The organism is Bacillus sp. FSL K6-2839 (genome assembly GCF_038003365.1).
Taxonomy (GTDB): domain Bacteria; phylum Bacillota; class Bacilli; order Bacillales; family Bacillaceae; genus Bacillus.
This window is the reverse complement of the sequence record NZ_JBBOOZ010000001.1, coordinates 1,617,063-1,633,902: the sequence shown is the minus strand read 5'-3', so window position 1 is coordinate 1,633,902 and position 16,840 is coordinate 1,617,063. Positions and strand designations below refer to the sequence as shown.

Here is a 16,840-nt window from a genome sequence, read left to right as displayed (position 1 = left end):
AGGCTACTCTATATGGAATGTGAAAAAATTATAGTCGACCCTAATTTGAAACGTTTCAGCTTAAATTTCAAAAATCATTGGAAGCAGGCAGTTGGTCACGAAGTCTTTGTCGGAGGGTATAGTTTTTGTGTGACACCAATAGATGACACATTAAAGGTTTCTGAGGTAACAACAGGTGCATTAGTTATGGACTTACCGATACCTAAGATGGACATAACTAAAAAGGAGTCTATGAAAATATTAGAGCAAATAGGGAAACAGTTACTTGAACAATTGGAGAATTCTAAAAATCTAAAAATGACATTTAAACAAATGCAACAAAAATCATACGCCTTATTAGGTTCAACTCCGCCGCCAGAGCCATTTAAATTTGAGGGGGATGGAGTTGTGCAATATATCGAATAAAAGATAGTTTTTAAGGGGTTATGTAACGGAGAGATCAAGCTCTCCATGATTCGAAGGATGGTATACGGAGTTTTCCGTTCTTGGTCTTATATCTGTGCTTAACCTTACATATAATAGGATCGATAAATACATAATCGTCAGATTCAGACTTTACTTGTTTCATAGCGTGGAATCTATTACGTTCTACAGGTGGCATGAACTCCATAAACCCAGCTGCAGTTCCATCAGGATAGGTTAGAAGAAACTTTATATCCTTTTTGGTGTAGCCAGTAATAAGAACTTCAGTGTAATCATAATTAATCACTTTAATCCAATTATGAGAACGTTTATTGATTTGATAAGGGGAGTCAGCTTTCTTGAGTACGATCCCTTCTAAGTTCTTTTCTTTGGCCAAATTGAAATATGCAAGGCCGTTACCAGGAATTCCCTCGACAATGCATATATTCGGATGATTTAGTTCAAGCAAGTTTAGTGCTGTCTTTCGTTCAGTGAGTGTCTTAGATGCTATTGACTTACCGTTTTTATAGATAACATCAAAAACACAGTAAACAATATTATGAGCAGTTTTATTGGACATAAAACGTTCCATCACAGCATCAAAATTAGGAGCGCCGTCTGGGGCAGCTACAATAACTTCACCATCGAGAACTGTTCCATTTGGGATATCTAAATCTAAAAGCTCAGGAAACTTATTTGTAACTTCATTATTGTGCCGAGTATAAAGCTTTATCTGATCTTTAAACTTGGAAAGGATAAGCCTTATCCCATCAAATTTAAGCTCTGTAATGTACCTATCATCATCGAATGGTTCTCTAATTGAATGCAACAACATTGGCGATACAAACAAAATATCACCTCCTACCTATTACATAATAACGAAGTGAAGGTGATATATAAAGCGAAAGAACAGTGGTACTTAATGGGATTGTATGAGCTCTGGTGAATTGTTTTTAGGTGAGTTTACTAAGGATGAAACCTGGTATGCCTCCATGTCATGAGCAGCATAAGGCTTTAGCAAACTCTTTAGATAATCAGTGTCGGAATTTTTAGGGTTGAGCCATTCTTTTTCACTTCCCTGAGTCAGGATTACTGGCATACGATCATGAATATCTTCCATAAGCTCATTGGGCTTTGTCGTAATGATTGTGCAAGTGAATAACGTATTGCCATCTTGCGTGTTCCATTTTTCATATAACCCTGCAAAAGCAAAAAGGTTAGATGATTTAAGCTTAATCCGCATAGGAATTTTAGTCTTTGGATCGAGGCGCTTCCATTCATAAAAACTGTCAGCTGGTATGATACAACGTTTGTTTATGAGCGGTTTTCGAAAACTAGGTTTTTCGGTTAATGTTTCAGAGCGGGCATTTATCATTTTATAACCAATCTTTTTGTCTTTAGCCCAAGGAGGGATAAGACCCCATCTTAGTTTGCCAAGACGGTTATTTGATCCATCGTTGATAACTGTCAGGATATTTTGAGATGGAGCAATATTATAGCTCGGTTGATATTCATCTTCGGGCAAGAACTCATCAATACTGAAATGCTTAATAATGTCATCAAATTCAGAGAATAAAGTAAATCTACCACACATGTTCATCATCCTTTAGGAGTTTTGAACATTGTACAAGGTTGACAAGGGAAAATCAAAAAGATAGGCGGTGACGCAATGTCCGTAATAGGAACAGAACAAGTTCAAGTATATGTTGAAGGCGTATGGATACAACAACCTTTTAGTGAATTAAGCTGTGGCCAAGTATTTAAAATGCTACATGAAGAAGGCATTGGAATTTATACAGCGATTAGTGATGCATGGTACGACGAGTTGTATGAGCAGTGGGTTGTACATATAGAAGAAGATTATGGTGGGTTAATTAAAAAATAATACATATATAGAAGGTGTGTTTGTTTGAGGATTTTGACCAGAGACTTAAAGTATCTGATTAAGGCAGGAGTTTTAAAGCAGCCTTTCGTGGGGCTTATCATAGCAAATCTGTTCATTTATCTTTTATCCAGGAGTTATGGAAATGGTGAATTCGTGAATAAGGAATTCATTTGGGTAACAATGAACGTATCATTCATTACAGGTGGGATTATAAGATACATCAAGTATTGGAGACCGTTGATTCAAGAAGAAATCAATGAATTGAATCTACAAATTACAAATAATCAGAAGCTGATGAGATTTGGCGGATTAAAAAGGAAGTTCGATAAGTTAGGGTAAAACAGAGATTTTAGTTGATTAGGAGGAGAAGACCAATTGAACTCGGAAGAAGCAAGAAGTTATTTTCAAAAAGAGGGACTGCGTTATGAAGACATTACAGAGGGAGATATTTGTATCTTAGTAATGCTACTCAATAAGCATATTAAACGAGCAGTTAAAGCGAAAGCGATGTCAACTGACACAATGAGGATGAGTCAAAAACTAAATAGCAAGTACAGAACAAATGGAACATTGAAAAGTTGCTATCTATACATAAACAGTCACTACTTTACCCAACGGGAAGCAATCAGCTTTAACTTAGATGGATTTATTGGATTTGCAGGATGGGCAGATTCAAGCAACAGGCAGCCTATTATAGATGCGTTTGTTGAATGGGTTGATCATATGAAAGAACAATTGAAATTAATTAGTTAAAAGTAATTTTTTAAACAAATGTTATAGAGTAGGGTTAAATATCCCTACTCATCTGAAGAAAACTGAATAAATTAAAGCCAGAGGAAGTCCTATACAAAAGAAAACCTTGATTAATAGAGTTTTAGAGTACTCTGCAACAGAGTCAATAAATTCCACAATATAATATTTCATAATATCACCACCATCCAAAGCAATTTTATCAGAAAATGTTACGTTGTTTTATTAAAAGAAAATTACGGAATGATTACAAATAAGTACCTAGAATAATAGGAGGAAACATAGTGAATCTCAGTGATAATCAGCGAAAATGTATCGATGAGTTGAGCGAAAGGAAATGGGATGTTCCAGAATCCATAGAGGAATCCGTAAAAGAGATGATAAAAGCCCTTCATGAGCTGGAAGACAAAGAGCAGACTTTTCAAAAACGATATGACTATCATATCTCACAAAAATATGAAGCAATGGCTGGGAATTATGATGGATGGAGCAGCAGTACAGATGCCAGAAATCATCATGCATTAAGTGCAAGCCTAGTTTATCAAGACGCTTTGACAGCTGGCTTTAAATTGAAAACGGAGGGTGAATAAGATGAAATTTTACGAGGTGCATGATCCATATTACGCATTGATCAAAGCGCACAACAAAGAAGACGCAATTAGAATTTACACTGACAACGTTGCAGACGATGGAGACAAATTGGAAATTACCGAAGTCACTGAGACATATGCCGCAGTCAGACACAGCCGAACTTATGATGAGGACGGAAAACCGTTATCGGTTAAAGCAGTGCTAGAGGACATAATTAACGATAATAAAATGGTTCTGGGAAGAGACGGCAACTTGATATGAGAAAGGAAAATGAAATCATTCGTGTTCAGCTTTTCGATAGAGGCTTGCCAGTTGAAGAAAACTTCTTCTTATACGTCGAGAATGCCGAAAACGCTTTGACCAACACATAAAGGATCATTCTAATGATCTAGCATCAAAAGAGGATTTAGACGGGTCAGAGCCATTAAAAATAAACACAAAAATTAACGGTAGAGACAAGGAAGCAACAATGCACGTTTGGAACAAAGTATCGTCCGAACATGAAGAGTTCGATATCGAACCAATGTCCGTTTTAATGGAATTCATAAAAGCTGAGGATTGAAAGGGGAATGAAGATGACAATTGAAGGCTATTTAAAAATGAGGAATAACGGTAAATCACTAGAGGAAATACAACGAGATGAAGTCTTGAGCGAGGGTACTGTGTACACTCTTGAACTTGGTTATCAATGTTATCTGAAACGATTACCTCTTGATAAAGCAATTGAGATCATCAAGGAGGTTAAATGTGAAGTCGATAGAAAAATTACTATTGAAATTGGAGAGAAGTCTTGAAACAACCTCTAATAAAATGGAAAAGTGGAAAAGGCAACAATTAATACTGATTGCATTAATTAATCTGAGTGTAATTACAATCGTAGTAGGGCTTTGCATTATTTATATTTTTAGATAAAAACAACCTTTTAACGAAAGTGAGGAATTTAATGATAAGCGAACTAAAACAGGCCACACTGAATAAACAAGCTGATTTGGATTATTTATGCAATGCCTACTCAGTCATTATCCAAGAAAAGGACAATGTTTTGAGCAACCTGAATACATACTTAGCAAGCATGACAACTGTCCAAAAGAATTTATTTCATGCTTTAGATAAAGAAGTGATAAGTAAGTTTTCCATAAATATAAGACAACAGGTTTTGCAACTTCTTAATGGCTATGTGGGAAACATATACGATGGATGCAGTGTTAAAATTTCCACTGCAAACTTGAATCCTTTTGCGATTATCACCGATAAAGGCAGCGTTATTAGAGTAAATTGGGAATCAAAAACATACGGCCGAACAGTTGAATGGTCTTCAGAAAAGTATTACGAGAGAATGAATCAAGACCTTGAAAGTAGAATTCGAGAGTCTGAATCTGCTATTAAACGGTACACGGAAGTTTTAAAAAGACCCTTAATTGGACTTTTAAAAGATAACAATCGATTTATCAAGAAACCATTTAAGTACATAGGAATTCAATGTTCCACCTTGCTGGTACATCCATTTAAAAAGAAAGAATACATAGATACGCTTACACATTTAATTAAAAACCAGGAAGATGTAATTAAATCGTGTCACAAAGAGATCAATAGGAATCTTGAGACTTGGGAAAAACAGATGGAGATAAAACCTGAAATAGACAGGGTATTTGAAGTTTGGGAAGAGCATTTAAAAGAGTTGGGTTATAGAGAGATTAAGTCTAACTCACCTGAGCTTTACTAGGAGGATACATGTTGAATACTGAAACCTTAATTAATAAATTACAAGCAGATAACAGATTGTTGAGAATCGAGAATGAAAAATTAAAACACCTTTTAAGCAATATTGAGCATCGAGGCATGGAAAAGGATATCAAATTAAAAAGAAAGCAAATCTATTGAGGGGGAAATGTATTGACTGATACTAAATATAAAACGGAGAAACGTAAGGCGCTTGTAGGCGAACGTATTTTGATTACGAATGTCTCGGAAGTCGAAGATGAATATGAGAACGGTGACGTATTTGAAGTAGCTTTCGTTAATAGTAACTGCTCTGTGGTTAATACGGAAAGAGATATTATACTTGATTATGAATACGAAGTCATCGTAGGAGAGCACACGCCGACCCTGAATCTATACGAAATGGACTATGACGAATTAGTGGCGCTAGTCGAAGACGCAATGAAGGCGATTAAGACACAGTCATATAAGCTAGGTTACGATCAAGGACGTTTCGATGCAGATACTAAGGCGGCACATGGCACGTACGAGGAGACCGACCAAAAGATACGAGATGAGGTCGTTGCGCAGGCGAAGGAAGACGTTAGGTATATATTAAACAGCGACTACGAACATGCTCACGAATTCATCGTTAACATCGCTAAAAGAACAGTCGTTGATCTGAGAAAAATAAAAGGGTGTACGAATATAGTCCGAAGAGGAATCGCCAAATGCGCACCAAACGACTGCTTTAACGTACACATCGGGAAGGCTATTGCGCTAAGACGCTCGCTAGGGTGGTCGGTTCCTGCGGAGTATCTAAACGTGCCGCAGCCGACAGAAGTTCGTGTGGGCGATGTTGTAAGGGGAAGAACTGCATTTAGTATGCGTACGTATGAAGAAACGGTAGAGAAAATCGAGGATGGTAAATACAAATATATCGGAGGAGAATACGACTATATCGATGATGCTGATCTTGTAGTAATCGACGATTCGAGAGCGGGTAAGGGCGAATGATGAATAAACGAAAGAAAGATTTTTATCCAAAAAAAGGCTGGTTTGTTGAATTAAAAAATATTGCAAGGTTGGATAATTGGTCAGTTGCACTAGGCTTTAACAGAGAGGTAATGCAACACTACATGAAAGGATATGACAATGATATTACTCATCAAGGATTTAAGACAGAAATCTTTGCAATATTTTTCAACTATCAAATTGCATTTGGATATAATTCAGTAAAAGAGGTAGCTTAATGAAACACGATAAAACATTCGTTTTAAATTAAAAATAAGATATAGAGGTGATTGTATGACAGTTGTTTTAAGTCCAGAGATTCACGAGGCAGTTGAATATTTTAAGAAAAATCTTGGCTATTCAGATAAACATCTCTATTTGGGGTTGGTTCAATTTGATGTAATGAAAGATAAGAACCCTGAGTTTGCTGATGTGATTTACAATTTCTATAAAGAAAAGCCTGAAAGCTTTATTGCTGCTTTTAAGCATGGTTATGTGGTTGAACGACCAATTGAATTCAATCAAGCCATTGTCAGATTCTTCAACAGGGAAGAATTAAGCGTTGTACATAAGAATTCGGGTAAACGTTTTAAAGTTTGGCTTGAGATGAAGAAATACCCTGCTAACTTCGATATGAGAACTTTAGACATGTGGAATTGGAGTGAGGTTACAGCAAGAAATGAATAAACTCATTGTGTTATCAGGTCATAGCGGCAGCGGTAAAACGAGTTTGATGCGTCACATCATGAAGAATGAAGTCGTATCATTTACTACCAGGAAACCAAGACAAGGAGAAGTTGATGGCCTAGACTATAAATTTATTAGTCTAAAAAAATTCGAGGAGTTAAAGGAACAAGGTAAGTTAATCGAACAAGTTGAATATAGTGGCAACTACTATGGAATTGATCAAGAAGAATTTGAAAATAAGATGGGTATAGGGGATGCTTTTGTCATTGTTGATTATCATGGAATGCAGCAGATAAAAAAGGTCTATCCTAATTGTGTCACCTTGTTTTTGTACACTCCTTACGATCAGGCTTATAAACAAATGATCCGAAGGGGAGATACATTAGATAAAGTTGAACAAAGATTGAGTACATACTCTGAAGAGATGAAAAATAAAACCTATTATGATTATGTTATAAGAAACAATCATAATAGGTTTAGAGTCACTAAAGAGATCATTGAAAAGGTTGTAGAATCAGAAACAGGTAAACCATCAAATTAATATTTCTTGCCTAAACGAGTTTGGTGCGTTACTTTAGTCAATTTCTTCTTACGTTTTTTATCTTTGTAAACAGTAAGAATAAATTTATTGTTCCAGTATCCATTTTTAGGGCTGTAGTATGTATTTACAGTGTAGTAAAACTTTTTCTGCCCAGTAGAGCCTGATGAAGAAATTACCGCAGATACAATAACAGCAATTGCTTTAGCTGTAAAAATCGCACCAGCAACTGCACCAGTTCCAGTTGGTAGCATGAGAATAGCTCCAGTGACAAGGAAAATAACTGTGGTAGTGATATTTATTTCGTTTTTGTAAGACTTCACGTGTTTCCAATTGTAGCTTTTATTGGAGAGGGTATCAAATTGTGAATCACTATCGATACTTAAATCTTCTCCAATACCGCTTTTTATTTGTTCAATTGTTTCTTTATCCACTAATTTATTGTTAATTCGAAGTTCGTCTTCATTGCTGTTGTAATATACAACGCCTACATTTTCACCATCATCAATTGAGACAGTTTGTACACCGTCCTTAATAACAGAAGTGAAAGTATGCAACTTACCTTCGATCTCAATTTGGTGTGAATCCTTGATTTCGTTTGTTGTCTGATTAGCTGCAGCTACTGTTTGAAGCGGTACAGTTAAAAACAACATTAACCCTAAGAAAACAAGCACTAACTTTTTCAATTTACTATTCCCCCTTGTTTGATTTGACGTTATAATGATAACATATGTTGGTTTTGTTGGTAATATATAGGTGACAATTTAAACTGAATTTAAGCGGGGGATGATTGTTTGTTTTTTTACTATCTAATTGGTCTAATTGGGGTGCTGATCGGATCAGTTCTATTGAGCACAGAAGTTGAAGGTTCTACATTTATTATGAGATTCATTTTAAATCTGCTTGGTATGGCTTTTTTTGTAGGGTCAATTTGGTTTGTTAGGGCTAGGCATAAGAAAATGAAACACCGCCAATGAAAATTTTTCAAGTACCAACTGTGATTACAAAGGGAAAGTTTCATTTTACGGAATTCGATTATAGGGGAAATTAAAATGGCAATGTTAAAATCAAAATTGTTTCGTACGGTGTTTGCAACATTTTTTGTTTTAACACTAATGATTTGCCTTTTTAACATGGCGGTGTTCTCAGGAACGCCAGCATCTTATTACGTGGTGCTAATAAGCAAATTCATTGGTGTAAGCTTGTTTAATGGTGTGTTTTATGGAACATTGTTTTACTTGGTAATAACATTGATTAATTATCTTATTTCAAAAACGTCTAAACAAAATTAACAAGGAGAGAGCGGTCTATAGCCGTTCTTTTCCATTCTAAATAAAACTGTCATTTTAAATCAAAAATAATATATGAAAGGTGTTGACTAAAATACAAATTACATATATTATAGAGTTACAGTTAAAGAGGAGGTGAGCATATGAAGCTATTGAAAGTAAGTAAAACAGCTGCTGATACATACAGAAAGACAGTAAAAGGACGAAGTAAATTCTCTGACGAGAAGATTCAAAAGAAACTTAATCGACACATTATCTGCTTAAAGGAAAGAGAACCTGATAGAATTATCAAACAAGGCTTACTGAGCAAGGTTTATCTCTATGGTAATTTAATGATTAAAGTGAGATGGGGAAAGATTGTAGAAGTTATTAACCTACCTCACAAATTAAGAATTGAAAAACGTTTAGAGGATAGCGTGTTTCAAGCAATTGAAAATCAATTAAATAACAAATAACATACATAAAGGAGATTCAACTATACTTATGGCAAAAAAGAAAAGTGATATTAAAATCAATAAAAATCATGAAGGTAAAGAATTTAGCAATTTTTTCAGATTTGTAGGCAAAGTAAAACCTGTTATGAAAAAGGATGATGCAACTGATAGTTGGGTAGAAGCGGCGATTTCTGAATTAACGCAAACGAAAACAGGCAAAGATCGTAAAGTAGTTCAGTTTATTGTAGAAACAGCTAATAGAAATGAGCTAAAAGTCGAACTTGCTGGAATGGAACAGGGCTATGTTTATCCTTACAGCTCTAAACATAAAAATTCTTTTAAACTAGAATGGGAACACAGATTCGATAAAACGAAATTTCCTGACGAATCTTATAAAGTGATATCAACCGATTGGGACTTATGTGATGAACTGGCTACATTTATTAAACCTGGCATGTGGGTTGATGTTAGAGGAGTTTATGAATTTAGCTCCTTCGAAAATAATGAAGGTGAAACAATTAATGTTGTAAAGAGAATTATTAAACAAGTTTATCCTTTGAAAAACGGACTGGTTGAAATCAACAATGTGAATTCTGGTGAAGAGTATAGAATTTATGATTCAGAAGAAAAAGGTAGGGTTCTTGGATACGGTAAAGCTAAAGAGGAGACAGTTAAAATAAATGTTGGTTGGTTGTCACCAGAAGGCGGTAATATCTTTATTACTAAACTCAGTAATGGGGAAGAGGGTAAAAGAGTTAAAGTTGCTTATAATGAAAATACAAGCGAAACAGATAGAATCAAAGTTGTCAATAATGTAGAAAGTACAATAAGAATCAACAAAGAAGACGGTTCATACGAATATATTCCATATATTCGAGATTTTAAATCAGAGAATTTTACTGAAATCAATGAGTTTGAGATGCAAATGGGAATTAAAAGTGTGTATCAAGAAGAGGGATCAAAGGACACCAAAGTTAATGCTGCATTTCTTGGCTATGGTAAAGAAAGAAGTCAGGTGTACGATGTTGAGTTAACTGTATACCATAAAGAACCAGAAGAAGGGAAAAGATCAATTGCAGAGGCCTTTGCAAACTTAAACAGACTGGATTTCTTAGTAGTGCATGGCATCGATAATAACAGAGCGGAATTTGCTACTGTTGAGGTTGAAGAACAGGAAGAAGACAATCCTTTTGCTGATGTTGATGAAAAAGTCAAATCCTATGAACAAGTTTCGACTGGTACAAAAAAAGGTTTAGAAATTCTAAATGTTTTCACAGGTACATACGCAAAAAATTTGCTTACTGAAGAAGAGATTACAGGAGAGTCTGAGCAACAAGATCCTTTTTCTAATGTTTCTGTTTCGGATGATGAGCTTCCATTTTAATTCAAATACATACTAAATAAAATAAAAATAACAAATATAGAGAGGTTTGAATATATGAGTTTTAGAAAAAAGGTTAAGAATATCGTACCTAAAGTTGATTTGCAATCCTATATGATTGGGATTGCTGGGGGTTACAAGTCAGGAAAAACAAGATTATGGAAAGAGCTGATTGAAACTTTTTATCCAGAGCAGAAGGAGGCAGGGCTATTATTAGCCTTTGAACCAGGGTACAATACCTGGGAATTAGATTCAGTAATTCCGATGCATGATTATGACTGGAGGTTTTTTAAAGGCGAAGTAGTGAAAGGGCTACTTGAGGAAGCGAAAAGCGGTCGGGTGACTAATGTTCTCGGTATTGATACAGCTGATAGGTTGATGGACATGGCCACAGAATATATTTTAGATGAATTAAATAAAAAGTACGGAAAGAAAATGAAAACTCTTCAAGAAGTTGCAGAGACAATTAAAGGCACGAATGGCTACATGTTATTAAAGCAAGAGGTTTGGAAACAGATAGATTTATTGAAAAATGCAGGATACGGTATCATTTGGTTAGCGTGGACTAAAGAAAAAGAAACAACAACCAGAGATGATCTTAAATATAACTCTATTGAACTAAAGATGAGTAAAACTGGGGCAGATATCTTTGAGTCTCAAGCTGATTTAATTGTTACACTGCACAATGAAGTAACAGTTATGGATAAAAACGGAAACGAAATCGAAGAAAATTTGAAGAATAAAGGAGGGAAAGAGCAAGCAGCTAAGCACCATTCAACAGAAGCATATATGTACTTCCTTCCTTCTAGTTATATTGGGATTGGAGGGGGGAGATTTACAGATCTTCCTGAGAAAGTTCCTTACGGTGTGGAAAACTTCTTAGAAGTCTTTGAGAATGCAGTTAAAGGCCAACTTAAAAAGAATACTAAATCTATTACAGAACTCAAGAGTGAAGAAGATCAAGTTAGAGAAGAGAAGGCTAAAGAGTTTGTAGATAAAGTAAATGAACCTAACCCTAATGAAATTCTCGAAGAAATTAATTCTCTTGTTTCAGATATTGAACGAGACAAGAAACTTGAGTTGTCAGAGAAGTTTAAAGAGGCATTTGGTGAAGGTAACTATAAGCAACTCAAAACTGTTGAAGAATTGACTAAAGCTCTTGAAATTGTTAAATCATTTTTAAATTAAGAGGGGATATTCCCCTCTTCAATGTACAAGAGGTGACTGTATGAAAGGTTATAAATGTAAATTTTGTGGTTTGAAAAATGACCATATGCAAATGAAATGTTATTCAAAACCTACGGGTAAGTATAATAAAAACGGTTCTGAGAAGATGGCGAGAAAATATGTCCATTTAAAATGTGATGAAGAGTATAAGAACAATGAAGCATTTAAAGAAAAAGAATTAAAAGAATTAGATGAGTTGTTTACATATCTTAAGAAGTTGCACAGAATTGATACTCTTGATGGTCGAATGATGGAGAAAATCCAAGATCTCAGAAACGGAACTGTGGTGTTTAATAAGAAAAAAATTAAAAGGTATAAAGAAGGAGTGCCTTTTAGAGACATTTTATATACATACGAGGTAAATGAAACCTACATAAACAAAACTTTAAGTAACATGGTTTTCGCTGCAAAGTGGAATGAATTTTCCTATGTGTTCGCAATTGTTATAAATAACATTAATGATTCAATCGGTGCTGCTTCAAATAAAGAAACAGTAATGAATCGTAGAGAGGCGATTATTGATAATAATTTAGTTGATCAGACATCCTACTCAATGGATGAAACGGCAAAATACAACAATAACAAAAAAGATGTATTGGATATCTCAGAATTTTTATAGGAGGGTTTAATGAGAAAACACTTATCGGAATTCGTGGATCCTTCGCAGGTACATGAAGCTTTATTTGTAGGTTATCTTTGGAGTAATCCTGCATTGTATCAAAGGTATAAAACACATAAAATAACAAATAAAAGCTTCACAGAACAAACTTGGTTTTTTTATTACACAGTTGGTCTTCAAATGTTTGATAATGGTATTCGGGACTTTGATGATAAAACAGTATACTCTTTTGTTGTTTCCAGACCAAAAGAAAAAAACAAGAAGAGTTATATTGAAGCATATAACGATTTCGGAGCCTTTGAAACTATAGAAGAAATAATGAATGAGTGTCAGAAAGATACCCATAATGAAGAATATCATTTATCAGAAATTCAAAAATTCGAAGTGCTGAGAAATATGCAAGACATTGGTCTAATTGATATTGGAAACGAAGAACAAATAGTTAAATTAACTCGAATGAATTTAAAGCAGCTACAAATGTACATTCAATTCAAGCATAAGGAAATGTTTGCACATGTTAACGCTGGAGAGGTGATCGAGCATGATTTAGTTGATAATTTAGATGAAACCATTGAAGACCTGGATTCAGGTGAGTCAATGGGAATTCCTCTACATGATTCACCAAGACTTAGTAGGAAAATAAAAGGATGGAAGGACGGTTCTCTATATTATCTTGTATTAGCATCTGGTGTTGGGAAAAGTTCAATTGCAATGGAAAAATTCATACTGTCTTTATTTGAAAATCAAGAAAAAGCAATATTGGCCATTAACGAAGAGAGCGTAAAGAAATGGAGATCGCTTTTGTTGGCTACAATTTGTTCTAAAGTATTAAAGATGCCTTTGAATAGGGAAAAAATGTACGAAGGTAAATTTGATAAAGATACTCTCCACAAACTTAACAAAGCCAAAGCATGGGCAGTTGAAAAAGGTCAAGGTCTAATTAAAACACTTGAATTAAAGAAATATAGAATAGAAGATGTTTTGAGTAGGGTGGAATTATATAGACCTAAAGGGTACAAAAAATTAATAATCGATACTTTTAAACCAGATAGGTCTTCAAAAGATAAAGCTCGATGGGAGGCGTTTTCTGACTCAGCACAGGAACTACACGATTTAATTAAAGAAGATAATCAGAATGTAGGCACCTTGGCCACTGTACAGCTGAAGCTAGGTAAGGAATCAAGGTTCTTGGATTTAGATGCAACAGGAAAGAGTATGGAGATAAATGAAGTTGCAGCAGTTGTAATGATGGGAAGATTGCTTTATGACGATGAATACCCAGGAGCTAAAACAGCTAATGGAAAAAACAGTCCGTATATATTACACCCGTACAATTACAAAAAGGATGAATTTAAAGGAACGTACTACAGAGAAGACTATGATCTCGATCCTAAAAAGACATACTTAGTTTTATTTCTTGCTAAAAACCGTTTTGGGAGCGAAGAAGAGCAGATTTTATTTGAAGTTAGCTATGGAATAAATACATTTAAAGAGGTTGCATTAGTCCAAGTCCCACGAATTGGAACGCATTAAAAGGAAGATGACATATGTCTGAACTTAAGGCAATTAAAGAGCGTATTTTTGATGAGGGTCTAATCAAACAAATATTATCTGATATTGGGTGCTGGAACATCCAAAACGAACAAAAGGGAAAGTTGATTGTCGCTGGTTTGCCTGACGGTGATAATGAGAGGAGTGTACAGATTAAAAACACACCTGCTCTTGTAGCAAACATTAGATCTAAGGGTATATCAGGGGATATTTATGATGTTATTTCATACATAGTATTTGAGGCTCAATCAGATGAAGAGAGAGTAAAATCATTAAACAAAAGTAAGTTTTGGATATGTAAGAAGTATGGATATTTAGAATACATAGATGAGTTTTACAAAACCACTTTAAAAGAACAAAGACCAAAACTAAATAAATGGTTATCTAGTCTGAAAAACAAAAGGAGCGAAACACCTCTTACTTTAGAAAATAAGACAATTGAAGTTTCATATGAAAACCAATACGGAATACTGCCATATTTAGACTGGTTTAGAAGTGGGTTGTGTATAGGTACTCAAAAGTACTTCCAAATTGGATTAGATATTAGATCAGAAAGAGTGACTTTTCCAATACATAATGCTGCAGGTCAATTAATCGGAGTTAAAGGACGCTATTGTGGACAAGATTCAAAAATTGAAGAAAAGTATAAATATCTTTATATTGTTCCATGCAATAAATCAATTGAATTGTTTAATTATCATCGAGCTCTGCCATACATAAAAGAAAAACAAGAAGTGATTATTGTTGAAGGTGCTAAAACGACAATGTTTTTGACGCAGTGGGGATATAAAAACTGTGTTTCTGTAGAGGGAGACTCTCTGTCAGATGATCAAATAAATCTGTTAAAAGCATTAGGTTTAAATATAACTTATGTATTTGCTTTTGATAAAGATAAGCCACCAGATTTTGTACTTGCTGAAGCGAATAAGCTTAGAGGAAGAGTTAAATATGGCGCATATGATACTGAAGGTTTACTAAAGGACAAAGAGTCCCCCACAGATCAAGGAGAAGAAGTTTGGAATAAACTTTACTCAAGTAAATATAAGATTACATAGAGGTGAAGAGTTGGAGTATAAGGTAATTGGAAATAATGATTTTGAGCAGGGTATCATCAAAACTATTTTAAGTAATAGGGGAATTTATAGTTCTGAGATGGGTTCTGTTTTAAACCCATCATCAGCCTACGAGCAACCTTATTCTTCATTATGTAACATAAATAAGGCTTCTGAATTGCTATTAGATCATTTGAAAAATGGCAGTAATATTTTTATCCAAATTGATAGTGATACTGATGGGATAACTTCTTCTGTAATTTTAATGAAGTACATAAAGAAAATGTTTCCGAAATCAAAAATAACATACAGGATGCATGAAGGGAAAGAGCACGGAGTTATTCTTGATACAGTGCCAGACAATACGGATTTAGTAATAATTCCAGATGCAGGTTCCAATCAATACGAAATCCATAAGGAGCTTAAAGAAAGAGGTTGTGACATATTGGTTATCGATCATCATGAATGTGAGGTTGAGTCCCCACATGCAATTGTTGTTAATAACCAGCTTTCACCAAATTATTTAAACAAGTCTTTAACGGGGGCTGGAATGGCTTACAAAGTGTGTCAAGCTCTTGATGATAAACTCGAAAAAAACTATGCTGAAGAGATGCTTGACTTAGTTGCGATTGGCAATATTGCTGATTCTGCAGATTCAAGATGTTTAGAAACAAGATATTACATATCAAAAGGGTTAGAGGGTATTAAAAATCCATTTTTGAAAAAGCTGTTTAAAAAGCAAGAGTTTTCGACAAATGGTGTTAAAACAATTCAGAATACACAATTCTATATTAATCCGCTTATTAATGCTGCGATTAGAGTAGGTTCAAAAAAAGAGAAAGACCAGTTAATCAAATCATTCCTAGGTTCAAGAGAAAAGGTTCTTTATAAGAAGCGTGGATCTACAGTTGAAGAGTCAATTTCAATTCAAGATGATACTGTAAGAATTTTAACCAATTTAAAGAATAAACAAAAGAGATTAGTTGATAAAGCAACTGATGAAATTGTCCAAAAGATACGCCAAGAAAATTTGTTAGAAAACAAGATACTCTCTGTATATATAGAAGGTATTCTTGAAAAAAACTTAACAGGTTTAGTCGCAAATAAACTTGCTGATATGTTTAAACGTCCAGTTTTACTTGCTAGGGATGCAGAAAAAGCTGAGTTTTTAACAGGGTCGATAAGAGGATATGATAAAGGGGAAGTTAAAAACTTTAAAGAGCTGTTGGTGGGGACTGGTCTATTTGAATTCGTTGAAGGACATGCTAATGCAGCAGGATTTTGTATCAAAAAGAATAGTTTTAAAAAAATTAATTCGGCGCTTAACGATTTGTTAAAAGATATTAAACACAAGACAGTTCTTGATGTCGATTTTGAAATCCCATTTAAACTTCTCAAAGAAGATTTTATCTTAGAGATTGGCAATCAAAGAGAGTTATGGGGATACAAATTAGAAGAGCCTTTAGTTGCTATCACTGATATCCATGTTAATAAAAGTGAAATAGAGATACTTAAAAAAAGAACAACTACTCTGAAAATAAGATCAAATCAAGTGGAGTTTAAAAAACAATTTTATAAAAACGAGTTCCCCCAGTTAACAGATGAAAGTGAAAGTTATGTCTTGACATGTATAGGAAAATGTAAGTTATCTAGTGAAAATAAACCGTACATTGAAATCGTTGACTTGGAAGTGGTACATAGTTTTCTTTTTTAGAAAGGAGG

The 16,840-nt window shown here is 34.5% G+C and carries 22 protein-coding genes; 19 read left to right on the top strand and 3 right to left on the bottom strand.

Annotated features, from left to right (window positions below; genetic code table 11):
* The first annotated feature begins 12 nt into the window (after positions 1 to 12).
* Positions 13 to 405 (top strand): hypothetical protein, encoded by a 393-nt coding sequence (locus tag MHH26_RS08120; RefSeq protein ID WP_340973036.1) that lies wholly within the window; start codon positions 13 to 15, stop codon positions 403 to 405.
* Positions 406 to 439: 34 nt separating this feature from the next.
* On the opposite strand, the gene MHH26_RS08115 is transcribed toward MHH26_RS08120, so the two are convergent.
* Both MHH26_RS08115 and MHH26_RS08110 read right to left on the bottom strand, forming a co-directional pair.
* Positions 440 to 1,252 (bottom strand): ATP-dependent DNA ligase, encoded by an 813-nt coding sequence (locus MHH26_RS08115; RefSeq protein WP_340973035.1) that lies wholly within the window; start codon positions 1,250 to 1,252, stop codon positions 440 to 442.
* 69 nt (positions 1,253 to 1,321) lie between these two features.
* Positions 1,322 to 1,996, bottom strand: coding sequence for an SOS response-associated peptidase (locus MHH26_RS08110; protein WP_340973034.1), 675 nt, complete (start codon positions 1,994 to 1,996; stop codon positions 1,322 to 1,324).
* A gap of 75 nt (positions 1,997 to 2,071) precedes the next feature.
* Here MHH26_RS08110 and MHH26_RS08105 point away from each other — a divergent pair, with 75 nt between their 5' ends.
* The 11 genes from MHH26_RS08105 (at position 2,072) to MHH26_RS08055 (ending at position 7,568) form a co-directional block, all read left to right on the top strand.
* Positions 2,072 to 2,287, top strand: a complete 216-nt coding sequence (locus MHH26_RS08105; protein WP_340973033.1) for a hypothetical protein — start codon at positions 2,072 to 2,074, stop codon at positions 2,285 to 2,287.
* Positions 2,288 to 2,662: 375 nt separating this feature from the next.
* Complete coding sequence (locus tag MHH26_RS08100) at positions 2,663 to 3,040, top strand: hypothetical protein (RefSeq protein ID WP_340973032.1); 378 nt, start codon at positions 2,663 to 2,665, stop codon at positions 3,038 to 3,040.
* 281 nt (positions 3,041 to 3,321) lie between these two features.
* Positions 3,322 to 3,627 carry a hypothetical protein gene (locus tag MHH26_RS08095; protein WP_340973031.1) on the top strand — a complete coding sequence of 102 codons (306 nt, stop codon included), beginning with the start codon at positions 3,322 to 3,324 and terminating at the stop codon, positions 3,625 to 3,627.
* A gap of 1 nt (position 3,628) precedes the next feature.
* Complete coding sequence (locus MHH26_RS08090) at positions 3,629 to 3,889, top strand: hypothetical protein (protein WP_340973030.1); 261 nt, start codon at positions 3,629 to 3,631, stop codon at positions 3,887 to 3,889.
* Positions 3,890 to 4,203: 314 nt separating this feature from the next.
* Positions 4,204 to 4,422 (top strand): hypothetical protein, encoded by a 219-nt coding sequence (locus MHH26_RS08085; RefSeq protein WP_340973029.1) that lies wholly within the window; start codon positions 4,204 to 4,206, stop codon positions 4,420 to 4,422.
* 149 nt (positions 4,423 to 4,571) lie between these two features.
* Entirely contained in the window at positions 4,572 to 5,351 is a 780-nt protein-coding gene (locus MHH26_RS08080; protein WP_340973028.1) for a hypothetical protein, read from the top strand.
* A gap of 11 nt (positions 5,352 to 5,362) precedes the next feature.
* A complete protein-coding gene (locus MHH26_RS08075; RefSeq protein WP_340973026.1) occupies positions 5,363 to 5,509 on the top strand; it encodes a hypothetical protein in 147 nt (48 codons plus the stop codon).
* 12 nt (positions 5,510 to 5,521) lie between these two features.
* Positions 5,522 to 6,343, top strand: a complete 822-nt coding sequence (locus MHH26_RS08070) for a hypothetical protein (protein WP_340973025.1) — start codon at positions 5,522 to 5,524, stop codon at positions 6,341 to 6,343.
* Entirely contained in the window at positions 6,340 to 6,579 is a 240-nt protein-coding gene (locus tag MHH26_RS08065; protein ID WP_340973024.1) for a hypothetical protein, read from the top strand. The genes MHH26_RS08070 and MHH26_RS08065 overlap by 4 nt, the downstream gene beginning before the upstream one ends.
* A 55-nt stretch (positions 6,580 to 6,634) precedes the next feature.
* A complete protein-coding gene (locus MHH26_RS08060) occupies positions 6,635 to 7,027 on the top strand; it encodes a hypothetical protein (protein ID WP_340911427.1) in 393 nt (130 codons plus the stop codon).
* A complete protein-coding gene (locus MHH26_RS08055; RefSeq protein ID WP_340973023.1) occupies positions 7,020 to 7,568 on the top strand; it encodes a guanylate kinase in 549 nt (182 codons plus the stop codon). The genes MHH26_RS08060 and MHH26_RS08055 overlap by 8 nt, the downstream gene beginning before the upstream one ends.
* Here the strand turns inward: MHH26_RS08055 and MHH26_RS08050 are convergent.
* Positions 7,565 to 8,251 carry a hypothetical protein gene (locus MHH26_RS08050; RefSeq protein ID WP_340973022.1) on the bottom strand — a complete coding sequence of 229 codons (687 nt, stop codon included), beginning with the start codon at positions 8,249 to 8,251 and terminating at the stop codon, positions 7,565 to 7,567. The genes MHH26_RS08055 and MHH26_RS08050 overlap by 4 nt on opposite strands.
* 746 nt (positions 8,252 to 8,997) lie before the next feature.
* Here MHH26_RS08050 and MHH26_RS08045 point away from each other — a divergent pair.
* From MHH26_RS08045 to MHH26_RS08015, 7 genes are read left to right on the top strand one after another with little or no spacing between them, the layout of a single operon-like run.
* Positions 8,998 to 9,309 (top strand): hypothetical protein, encoded by a 312-nt coding sequence (locus tag MHH26_RS08045; protein WP_144533948.1) that lies wholly within the window; start codon positions 8,998 to 9,000, stop codon positions 9,307 to 9,309.
* A 28-nt stretch (positions 9,310 to 9,337) separates the two neighbouring features.
* Entirely contained in the window at positions 9,338 to 10,672 is a 1,335-nt protein-coding gene (locus tag MHH26_RS08040; RefSeq protein WP_340973018.1) for a hypothetical protein, read from the top strand.
* 54 nt (positions 10,673 to 10,726) lie between these two features.
* The gene (locus MHH26_RS08035; RefSeq protein ID WP_340973017.1) at positions 10,727 to 11,857 is read left to right on the top strand and encodes an AAA family ATPase; all 1,131 of its coding nucleotides are present in this window, start codon (positions 10,727 to 10,729) and stop codon (positions 11,855 to 11,857) included.
* Positions 11,858 to 11,897: 40 nt separating this feature from the next.
* Entirely contained in the window at positions 11,898 to 12,515 is a 618-nt protein-coding gene (locus MHH26_RS08030; RefSeq protein ID WP_340973015.1) for a hypothetical protein, read from the top strand.
* 9 nt (positions 12,516 to 12,524) lie between these two features.
* Positions 12,525 to 14,048 (top strand): replication protein, encoded by a 1,524-nt coding sequence (locus tag MHH26_RS08025; RefSeq protein ID WP_340973014.1) that lies wholly within the window; start codon positions 12,525 to 12,527, stop codon positions 14,046 to 14,048.
* Between the two features lie 14 nt (positions 14,049 to 14,062).
* Positions 14,063 to 15,121, top strand: a complete 1,059-nt coding sequence (locus tag MHH26_RS08020) for a DNA primase (protein ID WP_340973011.1) — start codon at positions 14,063 to 14,065, stop codon at positions 15,119 to 15,121.
* Between the two features lie 10 nt (positions 15,122 to 15,131).
* The gene (locus MHH26_RS08015; RefSeq protein WP_340973010.1) at positions 15,132 to 16,832 is read left to right on the top strand and encodes a DHH family phosphoesterase; all 1,701 of its coding nucleotides are present in this window, start codon (positions 15,132 to 15,134) and stop codon (positions 16,830 to 16,832) included.
* The last annotated feature ends 8 nt before the right edge of the window (positions 16,833 to 16,840 follow it).

Coding starts and splice junctions, on each gene's coding strand:
- MHH26_RS08120 (WP_340973036.1), top strand. CDS start 13: ATGGAATGTGAAAAAATTATAGTCGACCCTAATTTGAAACGTTTCAGC.
- MHH26_RS08110 (WP_340973034.1), bottom strand. CDS start 1,996: ATGTGTGGTAGATTTACTTTATTCTCTGAATTTGATGACATTATTAAG.
- MHH26_RS08105 (WP_340973033.1), top strand. CDS start 2,072: ATGTCCGTAATAGGAACAGAACAAGTTCAAGTATATGTTGAAGGCGTA.
- MHH26_RS08090 (WP_340973030.1), top strand. CDS start 3,629: ATGAAATTTTACGAGGTGCATGATCCATATTACGCATTGATCAAAGCG.
- MHH26_RS08085 (WP_340973029.1), top strand. CDS start 4,204: ATGACAATTGAAGGCTATTTAAAAATGAGGAATAACGGTAAATCACTA.
- MHH26_RS08080 (WP_340973028.1), top strand. CDS start 4,572: ATGATAAGCGAACTAAAACAGGCCACACTGAATAAACAAGCTGATTTG.
- MHH26_RS08065 (WP_340973024.1), top strand. CDS start 6,340: ATGATGAATAAACGAAAGAAAGATTTTTATCCAAAAAAAGGCTGGTTT.
- MHH26_RS08060 (WP_340911427.1), top strand. CDS start 6,635: ATGACAGTTGTTTTAAGTCCAGAGATTCACGAGGCAGTTGAATATTTT.
- MHH26_RS08055 (WP_340973023.1), top strand. CDS start 7,020: ATGAATAAACTCATTGTGTTATCAGGTCATAGCGGCAGCGGTAAAACG.
- MHH26_RS08045 (WP_144533948.1), top strand. CDS start 8,998: ATGAAGCTATTGAAAGTAAGTAAAACAGCTGCTGATACATACAGAAAG.
- MHH26_RS08040 (WP_340973018.1), top strand. CDS start 9,338: ATGGCAAAAAAGAAAAGTGATATTAAAATCAATAAAAATCATGAAGGT.
- MHH26_RS08035 (WP_340973017.1), top strand. CDS start 10,727: ATGAGTTTTAGAAAAAAGGTTAAGAATATCGTACCTAAAGTTGATTTG.
- MHH26_RS08030 (WP_340973015.1), top strand. CDS start 11,898: ATGAAAGGTTATAAATGTAAATTTTGTGGTTTGAAAAATGACCATATG.
- MHH26_RS08025 (WP_340973014.1), top strand. CDS start 12,525: ATGAGAAAACACTTATCGGAATTCGTGGATCCTTCGCAGGTACATGAA.
- MHH26_RS08020 (WP_340973011.1), top strand. CDS start 14,063: ATGTCTGAACTTAAGGCAATTAAAGAGCGTATTTTTGATGAGGGTCTA.